Here is a 13,946-nt window from a genome sequence, read left to right as displayed (position 1 = left end):
GACCATGGTCGACATTGTCGACCCTCATCTTGGCAGAGACGAGTCTGGCACCACCCGTCCGCCTTTCGGAATGCCTTCGAGCCCTTCGCGTCCGGCCGGTTACGCTGGCGTCGTGCGCGGCCTGCCCCCACCGGGCGGGCGGCGCATAGCCGACAGCCGTCGCATCCCAGGGAGCACCTCCATGGCCTCGCCGTCCCCTTCCTTCTCGTCCTCCGCGTCCTCCGCGTCCTCGTCGCCGTCCGCCCCGAGCCGCCCCGCCGGCGCCGGACCGGCGCAGGCCGCCAGGGCCGCCGCACTGCGCGAGGCACTCGCCTCCCGGGTGGTCGTCGCCGACGGCGCCATGGGCACCATGCTCCAGGCCCAGGAGCCCACCCTGGAGGACTTCCAGCAGCTGGAAGGCTGTAACGAGGTCCTCAACGTCACCCGCCCCGACATCGTCCGCTCGGTCCACGAGGCGTACTTCTCGGTCGGTGTGGACTGCGTGGAGACCAACACCTTCGGCGCCAACCAGAGCGCCATGAGCGAATACGACATCGCCGACCGGATCCACGAACTCTCCGAGGCCGGTGCCCGGCTGGCCCGTGAGGTGGCCGACGACTTCGCCACCGACGGCCGCCCCCGCTTCGTCCTCGGCTCGATCGGCCCCGGCACCAAGCTGCCCACCCTCGGCCACACCACCTACGCGACGCTCCGCGACGGCTACGAGGCCAACGCGGCCGGGCTGATCGCCGGCGGCGCCGACGCGCTGGTGGTCGAGACGATGCAGGACCTGCTCCAGGTCAAGGCGGCGCTGATCGGCTCCCGCCGGGCGATGCGGGCGGCCGGGGTGAACCTGCCGCTGATCTGCTCGGTCGCCGTCGAGACCACCGGCACCATGCTGCTGGGCTCCGAGATCGGCGCCGCGCTCACCGCGCTGGAGCCGCTGGGCATCGACATGATCGGCCTGAACTGCTCCACAGGCCCGGCCGAGATGAGCGAGCACCTGCGCTACCTGACCCGGCACTCCCGGATCCCGCTCACCTGTATGCCCAACGCCGGTCTGCCGGTGCTCACCAAGGACGGCGCCCACTACCCGCTCTCGCCGAGCGAACTCGCCGACGCCCACGAGGTGTTCGCCCAGGAGTACGGCCTCGCGCTGGTCGGCGGCTGCTGCGGCACCACCCCCGAGCACCTGCGGCAGCTGGTCGAGCGGGTCGGCGGCCAGGACCTCGTCCCGCGCAACCCGCGGCCCGAGCCGGGCGCCGCCTCGCTCTACCAGACCGTGCCGTTCCGTCAGGACACCTCGTACCTGGCGATCGGCGAGCGCACCAACGCCAACGGCTCCAAGAAGTTCCGCGAGGCGATGCTGGAAGGCCGCTGGGAGGACTGCGTCGAGCTGGCCCGCGACCAGATCCGCGAGGGTGCCCACCTGCTCGACCTGTGCGTGGACTACGTCGGCCGGGACGGCGTCGCCGACATGTCCGAGATCGCCGGCCGGTTCGCCACCGCCTCCACCCTGCCGATCGTGCTGGACTCCACCGAAGTGGACGTGCTGCGGGCCGGCCTGGAGAAGCTCGGCGGCCGTGCGGTGCTCAACTCGGTCAACTACGAGGACGGCGACGGCCCCGAGTCCCGCTTCGCCCGGGTCACCCAGCTCGCCGCGGAGCACGGCGCCGCGCTGATCGCGCTGACCATCGACGAGGAGGGCCAGGCCCGTACCGTCGAGAAGAAGGTCGCCATCGCCGAGCGGCTGATCGAGGACCTCACCGGCAACTGGGGCATCCACGAGTCCGACATCCTCATCGACTGCCTGACCTTCACCATCTGCACCGGCCAGGAGGAGTCGCGCAAGGACGGCGTGGCCACCATCGAGGCGATCCGCGAACTCAAGCGCCGCCACCCCGAGGTCCAGACCACGCTAGGCCTTTCCAACATCTCCTTCGGCCTCAACCCGGCCGCCCGGGTCGCGCTCAACTCCGTCTTCCTCGACGAGTGCGTCAAGGCCGGCCTGGACTCGGCGATCGTGCACGCGGCCAAGATCCTGCCCATCGCGCGTATCCCCGAGGACCAGCGGCAGGCCGCCTACGACCTGGTCTACGACCGCCGCAGCGAGGGCTACGACCCGCTGCAGAAGCTGATGGAGCTCTTCGACGGCGTCGACAGCAAGTCCCTCAAGGCGGGCCGCGCGGAGGAGCTGATGGCGCTGCCGCTGGAGGAGCGCCTCCAGCGCCGCATCATCGACGGTGAGAAGAACGGCCTGGCCGCCGACCTGGACGAGGCGCTGGCCGAGCGGTCCGCACTGGACATCGTCAACGACACCCTGCTGGCCGGCATGAAGGTGGTCGGCGAGCTCTTCGGCTCCGGCCAGATGCAGCTGCCGTTCGTGCTCCAGTCCGCCGAGGTGATGAAGACGGCGGTGGCGTACCTCGAACCGCACATGGAGAAAGTGGCCGACGGCGAGGAGGCGGGCAAGGGCACCATCGTGCTGGCCACCGTCCGCGGCGACGTGCACGACATCGGCAAGAACCTGGTGGACATCATCTTGTCCAACAACGGCTACAACGTGGTCAACCTGGGCATCAAGCAGCCCGTCTCGGCCATCCTCGACGCCGCCCAGGAGCACCGCGCCGACGTCATCGGCATGTCGGGGCTGCTGGTGAAGTCCACGGTGATCATGAAGGAGAACCTGGAGGAGCTCAACCAGCGCGGCATGTCCGCCGACTACCCGGTGATCCTCGGCGGCGCCGCCCTCACCCGCGCGTACGTCGAGCAGGATCTGCACGAGATCTACCAGGGCGAAGTGCGCTACGCCCGGGACGCCTTCGAGGGCCTGCGCCTCATGGACGCCCTGATCGGCGTCAAGCGCGGTGTGCCCGGTGCGGCCCTGCCGGAGCTGAAGGCCCGCCGGGTGCCCAAGCGGGACCTGCCGGAGGAGCCCGAGGAGGAGCGCGGCCAGGTCCGTTCCGACGTGGCCGTCGACAACCCGGTGCCCACCCCGCCGTTCTGGGGCAGCCGGGTGGTCAAGGGCATCCAGCTCGCCGACTACGCCTCCTGGCTGGACGAGGGCGCGCTCTTCAAGGGCCAGTGGGGCCTCAAGCAGTCCCGCGCGGACGGCCCCAGCTACGAGGAACTGGTGGAGACCGAGGGCCGGCCGCGGCTGCGCGGGCTGCTCACCCGCTTCCAGTCAGAGCACCTGCTGGAGGCGGCGGTGACCTACGGTTACTTCCCCTGTGTCTCCAAGGGCGACGACCTGATCGTGCTCCACGAGGACGGCACCGAGCGCACCCGCTTCACCTTCCCGCGCCAGCGCCGCGGGCGGCGGCTGTGCCTGGCCGACTTCTTCCGGCCCGAGGAGTCCGGCGAGACCGATGTGGTCGGCTTCCAGGTCGTCACCGTCGGCAACCGGGTCTCCGAGGCCGCCAACGAGCTCTTCGCCACCGACTCCTACCGGGACTACCTGGAGCTGCACGGCCTGTCCGTCCAGCTCGCCGAGGCGCTCGCCGAGTACTGGCACGCCCGGGTCCGGGCCGAACTGGGCTTCGCCGGCGAGGACCCGGCGGACGTCGAGGACATGTTCTCGCTGAAGTACCGCGGCGCCCGCTTCTCGCTCGGCTACGGGGCCTGCCCCGACCTGGAGGACCGGGCCAAGATCGCCGACCTGCTGCAGCCCGAGCGGATCGGCGTGAAGCTCTCCGAGGAGTTCCAGCTGCACCCCGAGCAGTCCACCGACGCCATCGTGATCCACCACCCCGAGGCGAAGTACTTCAACGCCCGCTGAGCCCCGTCGGCGGGTCCGGCTCCCGGACCCGCCGGCCGGGCCCGTACGGGCCCCGCCAGGGCCCGCCGGTGACCGCCCCGCCGGGCCGCCGCCGGGACCCCTGCCGGACCCGCGGCACCGCCCGTTGGCGCCGGGTTGCGCGGTTGTTCCGGGGCTGTTCCACGCCCGTCAGGCGGTACCCAGCAGGCCGACGTATGCTTGACGGTCCGGCAGAGGCCGGTCGCCACCTCGCGACAGCGGGGCCGGGCGACCGGCCTCTGTGTCCCCCAGCACCGAGGAGTGGGGCCTATGACCAGCACGATCCCCGTCGCCGACACCCGTACGGCGCAAGGGCCCGGTCCGCGAGCGGTACTCCTGGACCTGGACGGCACCCTGGTGGACACCGAGGGCATCTGGTGGGCGGCGGAAGCCGAGGTCTTCGCGGACCTCGGCCACGCGCTGGACGACGTGCACCGCTCGGTGGTGGTGGGCGGCCCGATGGCCCGCAGCGTCGGGCACCTGATGGAGGTCACCGGCACCACCGCCACCCTCGCCGAACTGACGGTGGCCATCAACAGCCGCTTCGAGCAGCTGATCGTCCGCGGCGCGCCGCTGATGCCCGGCGCCCGCCGGCTGCTCACCGAACTCTCCGCGCACGGCGTGCCCACCGCCCTGGTCTCCGCCTCGCACCGCACCACCATCGACGCGATGCTGCGCTCGCTGGGCCGCGAACACTTCCACTTCACGCTCTCCGGCGACGAGGTGACACGCACCAAGCCGCACCCCGAGCCGTATCTGACCGCCGCCGCGCGGCTCGGGTTCGACCCGGCCGAGTGCGTGGTGATCGAGGACACCCACACCGGAGTCGCCTCCGCGGAGGCGGCCGGCTGCGTGGTCGTCGCGGTGCCGTCACTGGTGCCGATCGAGCCCGCGCCCCGCCGTACCGTCGTCACCTCGCTGGAGGACCTGAGCATCCCTTTTCTGCGCTCTTTGAACACGCGCATTCACTGAGAGTGCCTGCTCAGCCCTTCCGGGACTCGGCTCGATGAACTTTCTCATCCCGTTGGTGCTGATCACATCCATTCTCGGTATCGTCGCCGGAGCATGCGCGCGGGGATGTGCTGGAATACCCGCGGCGAACCACGTGACGAGGCACCCTCAGCCGAGCGCGTAAGGTCTTCCCGGGCCCCGACCCTGCCCGGAACCCCGGTGCACGGGCGGCCTGTTCGGCTTCGGCGGAGCCGCAGCGCCGCTGGCACCCAGGCAGATGTGCAGTGACAAGAGGAGAACGACGACGATGAACCGCAAGCTTCTGGTGCTGCCCGCCCTGCTGGGCGTCATGTCACCCATAATCACTGGGTGCGGCGGCTCCGGCGGAGGGAGCGGCGGCAGTGGCGACCCCATCGTCGTTGGCACCACCGACAGCATTGTGCTGACCAAGGACAACCCGGCGCCGCTCGATCCGGCCACGTCGTACGACACGGCCACCTGGAACGTCTTCTACAACACGTTCCAGATGCTGCTCGGGTACACCCGCGGAAGCACCACGCCCACCCCGGACGCGGCCAAGGAGTGCCACTACGCGGACACTTCGGGCCTCACGTACCAGTGCACGATGCGCGACGGCCTGAAGTTCTCCAACGGCCACAGCCTCACCGCGCAGGACGTGAAGTTCTCCATCGAGCGGATGCAGAAGGTCGCCTGGCCCACCGGCCCGTCGACCCTGATATCCGACGTGAAGACCGTCAACGCCCCTGACGACAAGACCGTGATCTTCCACCTCAAGGCGCCGGACGCCACCTTCCCGGCCAAGCTCGCCACCCCGGCCGCGGCCATCGTGGACAGCAAGGTGTACGACCCGGGCAAGCCGTTCAACGGCTTCAAGCTGGTCGGTTCGGGGCCGTACGTGCTCAACTCGTTCGACCAGGGCAAGCAGGCGGAGTTCACCAAGAACTCGCACTACGACGGCATCGACAAGATCAACAACGACAAGGTCGAGCTGAAGCTCTTCAACGACTCCGCCAAGATGGAAGCCGCGCTCAAGTCCGGCGCCATCGACGTGATGAGCCGCACCATCGCGCCGGAGCAGATCACCGAGCTGCAGAACAGCACCGACTCGGACATCAAGCTCACCGAGGCGCCCGGCGGCGAGACCCGGTACCTGTTCTTGAACACCACCTCGCCGAGCCTGAAGGACAAGGCGGTCCGCCAGGCCATCGCCCAGGTCATCGACCGGCAGGCGATCACCAAGGACATCTACCAGCGCACCGCCGACCCGCTGTACTCCGTGGTGCCGCAGGGCATCACCAGCCACACCAACTCGTTCTTCAACAAGTACCAGAACCCCAGCGTCTCCCAGGCCAAGAACGACCTGAAGGCCGCGGGGGTCACCGGCAAGGTGCCGCTGACCATCAACTACCGCCAGGACACCGGCGGTACGGTCAACAAGCCCGAGGCCGAGGAGATCAAGCGGCAGCTGGACGCCAGCGGGCTCTTCGACGTGCAGGTGCAGAGCGAGGAGTGGAGCGCCTTCCTGAAGGCCGCCTCGCAGCGGAAGTACCAGATCTTCGCGATCAGCTGGCTCCCGGACTTCCCGGACCCGGACAACTACATCGCGCCGTTCTTCGACAAGGACAACTTCCTCAACCTGCCGTACAACAACACCACGATCCAGAACACGATCCTGCCCGAGACCCGCCGCCAGTCCGAGCGGAGCACCGCGACGCCGGCCTTCCAGCAGGCGCAGGACATGATCGCCGAGGACGTGCCCATGCTGCCGCTGTGGCAGGGCAAGCAGTACATCGCCTCGCGCAGTGACATCACCGGCGTCGAGTGGGCGCTGAACCAGTCCACCACCACGCAGTTCTGGGAGCTGGGCCGCGGCGTCACCGGCTGACGCCCGCCGCGCTCGCCGTACGCGCCCCGGGGTCCTCAGCCGGCTCCGGGGCGCACCAGTCCGCTCTCGTAGGCGTACACCGCCGCCTGCACCCGGTCGCGCAGCGCCAGTTTGGTCAGCACGTGGCCCACATGCGTCTTGACCGTGGTCTCGCTGACGAAGAGCTCCGCGGCGATCTCCGCGTTGGACAGGCCCCTGGCCACCAGCCGCAGCACCTCGACCTCGCGCTCGGTCAGCGAGTTCAGCGGCTGCGGCACCGTCTCGTCGCCCGAGGGCAGCCGTCCCGCGTACTTGTCCAGCAGCCGCCGGGTGATGCTCGGCGCCAGCATCGCCTCACCGGCGGCGACCACCCGGATCGCCTGCACCAGTTCCGCGGCCGGCGCGTCCTTGAGCAGGAAACCGCTGGCACCGGCCCGCAGCGCCTCCACCACGTACTCGTCCAGGTCGAAGGTGGTCAGCACCAGCACCTTCGCCGGCCCCGAGCGGTCCGGGCCGGTGATCTGCCGGGTGGCCTCCACCCCGTCCATCCGCGGCATCCGGATGTCCATCAGCACCACATCGGGCTGCAGCGCCCGCACCTGGTCCAGCGCCTGCTGCCCGTCACCGGCCTCGCCGACCACGGCCAGATCCGGCTCGGCCTCCAGGATCATCCGGAAACCGGTGCGCAGCAGGGGCTGATCGTCCACCAGCAGGACGCGGATCGCCACAGGTACTCCTTCGCTAGACCGGACCATTCTCGCCCACGACCGGCGGCGCGCCCGCGATTTCCGCCAGGGGGTAGGGCGGGGGAGTCCCCCCGAATTCGGGACAGAACGCCTGGTGGTCGCACCAGCCGCAGAGCGGTGTGCGGCGCGGCCGCCAGTCACCGCTGACGGTGGCCGCCCTGATCGCCTCCCACAGCGCGAGCAGTTTCCGCTCGGTGGCCCGCAGGTCCTGCTCCGTCGGGTCGTAGGTGAGCACGTCCCCGCTGCCCAGATAGACCAGTTGCAGCCGGCGCGGCACGACCCCGCGCAGCCGCCACAGCACCAGCGCGTAGAACTTCATCTGGAACAGGGGCTCGTCGGCGTACTCCGGGCGGGGCGCCTTGCCGGTCTTGTAGTCCACCACCCGCAGATCGCCGGTGGCCGCGGCGACGTCCAGCCGGTCCACGTAACCGCGCAGCGTCAGCCCGGACTCCAGCACCGTCTCCACGTACAGCTCGCGCTCCGCGGGTTCCAGCCGGGTCGGGTCCTCCAGCACGAACCAGCGCTCCACCAGCTTCTCCGCGCTCTCCAGCCACGCCGTCAGCGCCGCCGGGTCCGCCGCGCCCTCCGCCGCGGTGAAGAGAGCGGCCAGTTCCGGCCGGGCCGTCCGCAGCCGCTCCCACTCACCGGCCACCATCGACCGGGCCCGGTCCGCGGTCCGCTCGGCGGCCGGCGCGTCGAAGAGCCGCTCCAGCACGGCGTGCACCACGGTGCCCCGGGTCGCGGCCTCGCTGGGCTTCTCCGGCAGCCGGTCGATCACCCGCAGCCGGTACAGCAGCGGGCAGCGCATGAAGTCCGCGGCGCGCGACGGCGACAGCGCAACCGGTGCGGACGGCGGCCGGCGGGCGGTCGCGGAAGCCGTGGACGGGCGCGGCGGTGGAATCTCGGCAGGGGTCCCCATGGGGGACGACCTTACGGCCCGCCACCGACAGTGCCGGTACGTGTCCGGCGGAACAGGGCAATAGCATGGCCGCGGAGCCCCTTGTCCCGCATGATCGGTACGAGGGTTTTTATCAGCACGAGGGGAACAAGTGAGCGAGAGCGGTCGGCCGCCGTCCCAGGACACCCGCCCCCCCGGCCAGGACGGCGACGGCAACTCCGACAAGCCCTCCCGGAACCCGGGCGGCGGGCTGCTGATGGGCCGCTTCTTCGGCGTGCCGATCTATGTGGCGCCCAGCTGGTTCCTCGTCGCCGCGCTGATCACCTGGGTCTTCGGCGGTCAGCTCGACAGCGTACTGCCCGAGCTCGGCCGGCTCCGCTACCTCGTCTCGCTCTTCTTCGCGGTCGCCTTCTACGCCTCCGTGCTCATCCACGAACTCGCCCACACCGTCGCCGCGCTCCGCTTCGACCTGCCGGTCCGCCGGATCCAGCTGCAGTTCTTCGGCGGCGTCTCGGAGATCGAGAAGGAGTCCGAGACCCCCGGCCGCGAATTCGTGCTGGCCTTCGTCGGGCCGCTGCTGTCGCTGGTGCTGGCCGCGGTCTTCTTCGGCGGGATGCAGCTGGTCGAGCGGGGCACCGTGCCGGGAGTGCTGCTCGCCGGACTGATGGTCAGCAACCTGATCGTGGCGATCTTCAACTTCCTGCCCGGGCTGCCGCTGGACGGCGGCCGGATGCTGCGCGCCGTGGTCTGGAAGATCACCGGCCGGCCGATGGCCGGCACGGTGGCCGCCGCCTGGGCCGGCCGGGGCCTCGCGCTCGCGGTCCTCATCGGACTGCCGCTGCTGTCATATGCCGGCAACGGCGCCGGCAGCGGGGCGGACTCGCTCACCGACGCGCTGCTCGCCGCGGTGCTCGCGGCGATCATCTGGACCGGCGCGGGCAACAGCCTGCGGATGGCCCGGCTGCAGGAAAGGCTGCCGGGCCTGCGGGCGCGCACCCTGACCCGGCGGGCGGTGCCGGTCGCCTCCGACACCCCGCTCTCCGAGGCGCTGCGGCGGGCGAACGAGGCGGGCGCCCGGGCGCTGGTGGTGGTCGACGGCAAGGGTGACCCCACCGCGCTGGTCCGTGAGTCCGCAATCGTCTCCATCCCCGAGCACCGCCGCCCGTGGGTGGCCGTCAGCGGCCTCGCCCAGGACCTCACCCCCGGGATGCGGGTCTCCGCCGAACTCACCGGGGAAGCCCTCCTCGACCAGCTGCGCGCCAACCCCTCCACCGAGTACCTCGTCGTCGAGCCCACCGGCGAGATCTACGGCGTCCTGTCCACAGCCGACGTCGAGCGCGCTTTCCTGGCCGCGATGTCCCGCAACTAGGCGCTGGTCCAGGGGCGCCTGCTGTGCGGCGGCCCGGCCCGCCCCCGGAGCGCCGGAGCCTTCGGCCCCTGGCCGGCGGCGGTCAAGGCGGTGCGGGGCGAACCCCTAAGATAAGCGGCATGTCCGAACCGACTGGTGCCGCCCGCCGTCGCGGGCCCTTCAAAGTCGGGGACCAGGTCCAGCTCACCGATCCCAAGGGACGCCACTACACCTTCACGCTCGAAGCCGGAAAGCAGTTCCACACCCACAAGGGCGCTTTCCCGCACGACGAGCTGATCGGTGCCCCCGAGGGCAGTGTGGTCAGAACCACGGGAAACGTCGCCTATCTCGCGCTGCGCCCCTTGCTCCCCGACTACGTCCTGTCCATGCCCCGCGGCGCCGCCGTGGTCTACCCCAAGGACGCGGGGCAGATCCTGGCGATGGCCGACATCTTCCCCGGCGCCCGCGTCGTCGAGGCAGGGGTGGGATCGGGCTCGCTGAGCAGCTTCCTGCTGCGGGCGATCGGCGACCAGGGCATGCTGCACAGCTACGAGCGCCGCGCGGACTTCGCCGAGATCGCCACCCAGAACGTCGAGCGGTACTTCGGCAGCCCGCACCCCGCCTGGCAGCTCACCGTCGGTGATCTCCAGGACAACCTCTCGGACACCGACGTCGACCGGGTCATCCTGGACATGCTCGCGCCCTGGGAGTGCCTGGAGCCGGTCGCCAAGGCGCTGGTCCCCGGCGGCATCCTGTGCGCCTATGTGGCCACCACCACCCAGCTCGCCCGTACCGTCGAGGCGATCCGCGAGCACGGCAGCTTCAACGAGCCGGCCGCCTGGGAGACCATGGTCCGCACCTGGCACGTGGAGGGCCTCGCGGTCCGGCCCGACCACCGGATGATCGGCCACACCGGTTTCCTGCTCACCGCCCGCCGGCTCGCCGACGGCGTGGAGCCGCCACTGCGGCGCCGCCGGCCTGCCAAGGGCGCGTACGGCGAGGACTACACCGGTCCTGGCAGCGGCAGCGGGGGATCCGCCGCCGAAGAGTGACCCGGCCGTAGGATTCCGGCCAACTTCACCGCGCCGCCGCCGGTTTGTCCGTTCCCGGACACCGGCGGCGGCGTTCTGCTGCCCGCGTCCGGGCCGGGAAGGGCTCGGCGAATCCCTCGGGGAGCGGCCCGGGGAAGATCCCGAGCGCGCCCGGCGCACGCCGGGGCGCCCCGGCGTTCCGCGGCGGTGTGACATATGGCACCATGCTGGCCACCCCCACCGTTCGAGTCCGACCCCAGGAGACAGGCGCGTGCAGCCGTCCGCAGGCCCGGCCCATCCGCACACCCGCAGCCGTTCCGTGCACTGGATCAGCACCGCGCTGGGTCTGGGCGCGGTGGTCGCCGCCGTCGCCCTGGTGGAGCCGGCGGACGCCTCGCAGGAACCCGCCGCGGACAGACCCGCGAGCACCGCCCCGGCCCGTCCGGTGCCGCCGCCGGACCCGGCGGCCGTCAGCTACCCGCTGGACTGCGCGCCCGGCGCGAAGACCGACGTGCTCTCGAAGGTCACCGCCGACCTGGACGGCGACGGGCGCCCGGAGACCGTCGTGGTGGTCAGCTGCCACTCCGACGTCGGCACCCCGCCCAGCGCCGTGTACGTGCTCTCCAGCACCGCCGCCGGCGCCCCGCGGATAGCGGAGACCCTGGTCAGGCCGCAGGACCAGCGGGAGGTCGAGAACTTCCGGCTGGCCGGGAGGACCGTCAAGGCCACCGTGCTGGGCTTCTCCAGCGACACCACCCCGCGATGCTGCCCCGACCTGCGGCGCACCTACACCTGGGAGTGGCGGGGCGACCGCTATGTGGCGCTCCCGGGGCCGGCGGACAACAGCATCTGAAAGCCGCGGTCAAAGCCCCGGTCAAAGCCCCGGCAGACCGGGCCGGGGAAACACCCGGCTCGGGAGAACCCGCAGGTCAGTCGGCGTCCGGCCCGTAAACCTCGACCTTGTCGGCGGCCCGGCGCACATGGATGCAGTCGCCGGGGCACTCCTTCGCCGAATCGGCGACATCGCGCAGCAGGGTCAGCGGCACCGGGACGGTTGCCCCGGGCGACTGCCGCAGCTCGTCGTCGCTGCCTTTGACATAGGCCAGGCCGTCGATGTCCAGTTCGAATACTTCAGGCGCATACTGCACGCAGATCCCGTCACCGGTGCACAGGTCCTGGTCGATCCAGACTTCGAGCGCTTCGGCCGTCTCGTTGCTCACGGAAACCCTCGCCTGCTGTTGTTCGTTCGGGAAGAGACCACCGTCGAAGGCGGTTGACCGAAACGACGATACAACCGGCGGCTTTCGGATGGAGATCGGCGGGTATCTCAGTGGCGGAGGGACGTGCGCAAGGGTGAAGATCGGACACACCGCGATCGTCTTTGTGATCTAGGGGTTTCAACCCCACCTGGCCCAGGTAGGGTCTGGAAACGTCCAGCTCCCCTTGGAGGAGGTGAGGACCGTGGCGGCCCACGACGACGACTACAACCGTGGCGGCCGACCCGCTCGTGGATCGGAAGATCCCATGAGCCAGGTCGCCTTTCTAGAGCAGGAGATCGCCGTCCTGCGACGCAAGCTCGCCGACTCTCCGCGGCACACGAGAATTCTCGAGGAGCGGATCGTCGAGCTGCAGACCAATCTGGCGGGCGTGTCCGCGAACAACGAACGGCTGGCCAACACGCTCCGTGAGGCCCGCGACCAGATCGTGGCCCTCAAGGAGGAGGTCGACCGGCTCGCCCAGCCGCCCGCCGGCTTCGGCGTGTTCCTGCAGGCCAATGGGGACGGCACCGCGGACATCTTCACCGGCGGGCGCAAGCTCCGGGTGAACGTCAGCCCGTCCGTGGAACTGGAGGAGCTCCGGCGCGGCCAGGAGCTGATGCTCAACGAAGCGCTCAACGTGGTCGAGGCCATGGAATTCGAGCGGGTCGGAGACATCGTCACCCTCAAGGAGATCCTGGAGGACGGCGAGCGCGCCCTGGTCATCGGGCACACCGACGAGGAGCGGGTGGTGCGGCTCGCCGAACCGCTGCTCGACGGCGCCCTGCGGGCCGGCGACGCCCTGCTGCTCGAACCCCGCTCCGGCTACGTGTACGAGCGTGTGCCCAAGAGCGAGGTCGAGGAGCTGGTTCTCGAAGAGGTCCCCGACATCGACTACCGCCAGATCGGCGGCCTCGGCAACCAGATCGAGCAGATCCGCGACGCGGTGGAGCTGCCGTATCTGCACGCCGACCTCTTCAAGGAGTACGCGCTCCGTCCGCCGAAGGGCGTGCTCCTGTACGGCCCGCCCGGCTGCGGCAAGACGCTCATCGCCAAGGCGGTCGCGAACTCGCTGGCCAAGAAGGTCGCCGAGGTCACCGGCCAGCCCCAGGGGAAGAGCTACTTCCTCAACATCAAGGGTCCCGAGCTGCTCAACAAGTACGTCGGCGAGACCGAGCGGCAGATCCGCCTGGTCTTCCAGCGGGCTCGTGAGAAGGCCTCCGAGGGCACTCCCGTCATCGTCTTCTTCGACGAGATGGAATCCCTCTTCCGCACCCGTGGCTCCGGTGTCAGCTCGGACGTGGAGAACACCATCGTCCCCCAGCTGCTCGCCGAGATCGACGGTGTGGAGGGCCTGGAGAACGTCATCGTGATCGGCGCCTCCAACCGCGAGGACATGATCGACCCCGCGATCCTGCGGCCCGGCCGCCTGGATGTGAAGATCAAGATCGAGCGTCCGGACGCCGAGGCGGCCAAGGACATCTTCACCAAGTACCTCGTCGACACCCTCCCCCTGCACGGTGATGATCTCGCCGAGCACGGCGGGTCGCCCGCCGCCACCGTGGACGCCATGATCCAGTCCGTGGTGGAGCGGATGTACTCGGAGAGCGAGGAGAACCGCTTCCTGGAGGTCACCTACGCCAATGGTGACAAGGAGGTCCTGTACTTCAAGGACTTCAACTCCGGAGCGATGATCCAGAACATCGTGGACCGGGCCAAGAAGATGGCGATCAAGGCCTTCCTCGACCAGGACCAGCGCGGGCTCCGCGTCTCCCACCTGCTCGCCGCCTGCGTGGACGAGTTCAAGGAGAACGAGGACCTGCCCAACACCACCAACCCCGATGACTGGGCCCGGATCTCCGGTAAGAAGGGCGAGCGGATCGTGTTCATCCGCACCCTGGTGACCGGGAAGCAGGGAGCGGACACCGGACGCTCCATCGACACCGTGGCGAACACCGGACAGTATCTGTAAGCACTACCCTCCGGCTGCGGGTCCCGACGCGGGTACCCGCAGCCGGTGTGTTTTCCGGCCCATACGGACCGGAGCCGGGCAAGG

The 13,946-nt window shown here is 70.1% G+C and carries 10 protein-coding genes; 7 read left to right on the top strand and 3 right to left on the bottom strand.

Annotated elements, in window-relative coordinates; genetic code table 11:
• Positions 1-181 precede the first annotated feature (181 nt).
• The 3 genes from metH (at position 182) to OG552_RS06530 (ending at position 6,632) form a co-directional block, all read left to right on the top strand.
• Positions 182-3,757 (top strand): methionine synthase, encoded by a 3,576-nt coding sequence (metH, locus tag OG552_RS06540; RefSeq protein ID WP_329130241.1) that lies wholly within the window; start codon positions 182-184, stop codon positions 3,755-3,757.
• Positions 3,758-4,045: 288 nt separating this feature from the next.
• The gene (locus tag OG552_RS06535) at positions 4,046-4,747 is read left to right on the top strand and encodes an HAD family hydrolase (protein WP_329130240.1); all 702 of its coding nucleotides are present in this window, start codon (positions 4,046-4,048) and stop codon (positions 4,745-4,747) included.
• 286 nt (positions 4,748-5,033) lie between these two features.
• Positions 5,034-6,632 (top strand): ABC transporter substrate-binding protein, encoded by a 1,599-nt coding sequence (locus tag OG552_RS06530; RefSeq protein ID WP_329130239.1) that lies wholly within the window; start codon positions 5,034-5,036, stop codon positions 6,630-6,632.
• Positions 6,633-6,667: 35 nt separating this feature from the next.
• Here the strand turns inward: OG552_RS06530 and OG552_RS06525 are convergent, their stop codons facing one another.
• Both OG552_RS06525 and OG552_RS06520 read right to left on the bottom strand, forming a co-directional pair.
• Entirely contained in the window at positions 6,668-7,339 is a 672-nt protein-coding gene (locus tag OG552_RS06525; protein ID WP_329130238.1) for a response regulator transcription factor, read from the bottom strand.
• A 13-nt stretch (positions 7,340-7,352) separates the two neighbouring features.
• On the bottom strand, positions 7,353-8,276 hold the full coding sequence (locus OG552_RS06520; protein WP_329130237.1) for a RecB family exonuclease: 924 nt from the start codon (positions 8,274-8,276) through the stop codon (positions 7,353-7,355).
• Positions 8,277-8,406: 130 nt separating this feature from the next.
• On the opposite strand from OG552_RS06520, the gene OG552_RS06515 reads away from it, so the two are divergent.
• The 3 genes from OG552_RS06515 (at position 8,407) to OG552_RS06505 (ending at position 11,487) form a co-directional block, all read left to right on the top strand.
• Positions 8,407-9,624: a site-2 protease family protein gene (locus OG552_RS06515; protein WP_329130236.1), complete on the top strand. Its 1,218-nt coding sequence runs from the start codon at positions 8,407-8,409 to the stop codon at positions 9,622-9,624.
• Positions 9,625-9,743: 119 nt separating this feature from the next.
• Entirely contained in the window at positions 9,744-10,655 is a 912-nt protein-coding gene (locus tag OG552_RS06510; RefSeq protein ID WP_329130235.1) for a tRNA (adenine-N1)-methyltransferase, read from the top strand.
• A 250-nt stretch (positions 10,656-10,905) separates the two neighbouring features.
• Positions 10,906-11,487: a hypothetical protein gene (locus tag OG552_RS06505; protein ID WP_329130234.1), complete on the top strand. Its 582-nt coding sequence runs from the start codon at positions 10,906-10,908 to the stop codon at positions 11,485-11,487.
• 76 nt (positions 11,488-11,563) lie between these two features.
• Here OG552_RS06505 and OG552_RS06500 read toward each other — a convergent pair whose 3' ends face one another.
• The gene (locus OG552_RS06500) at positions 11,564-11,854 is read right to left on the bottom strand and encodes a ferredoxin (protein ID WP_329130233.1); all 291 of its coding nucleotides are present in this window, start codon (positions 11,852-11,854) and stop codon (positions 11,564-11,566) included.
• Between the two features lie 241 nt (positions 11,855-12,095).
• Between OG552_RS06500 and arc the strand changes: the two genes are divergently transcribed.
• Positions 12,096-13,862, top strand: a complete 1,767-nt coding sequence (gene arc / locus OG552_RS06495; protein ID WP_329130232.1) for a proteasome ATPase — start codon at positions 12,096-12,098, stop codon at positions 13,860-13,862.
• Positions 13,863-13,946 lie beyond the last annotated feature (84 nt).

The organism is Streptomyces sp. NBC_01476 (assembly GCF_036227265.1).
Lineage (GTDB): Bacteria > Actinomycetota > Actinomycetes > Streptomycetales > Streptomycetaceae > Actinacidiphila.
The sequence above is the reverse complement of the archived record's forward strand: the minus strand, read 5'-3'. Positions and strand labels throughout refer to the sequence as shown.

What these genes read in the sequence shown, in the direction of transcription:
- metH (WP_329130241.1), top strand. Translation starts at nt 182, where the DNA reads ATGGCCTCGCCGTCCCCTTCCTTCTCGTCCTCCGCGTCCTCCGCGTCC.
- OG552_RS06535 (WP_329130240.1), top strand. Translation starts at nt 4,046, where the DNA reads ATGACCAGCACGATCCCCGTCGCCGACACCCGTACGGCGCAAGGGCCC.
- OG552_RS06530 (WP_329130239.1), top strand. Translation starts at nt 5,034, where the DNA reads ATGAACCGCAAGCTTCTGGTGCTGCCCGCCCTGCTGGGCGTCATGTCA.
- OG552_RS06520 (WP_329130237.1), bottom strand. Translation starts at nt 8,276, where the DNA reads ATGGGGACCCCTGCCGAGATTCCACCGCCGCGCCCGTCCACGGCTTCC.
- OG552_RS06510 (WP_329130235.1), top strand. Translation starts at nt 9,744, where the DNA reads ATGTCCGAACCGACTGGTGCCGCCCGCCGTCGCGGGCCCTTCAAAGTC.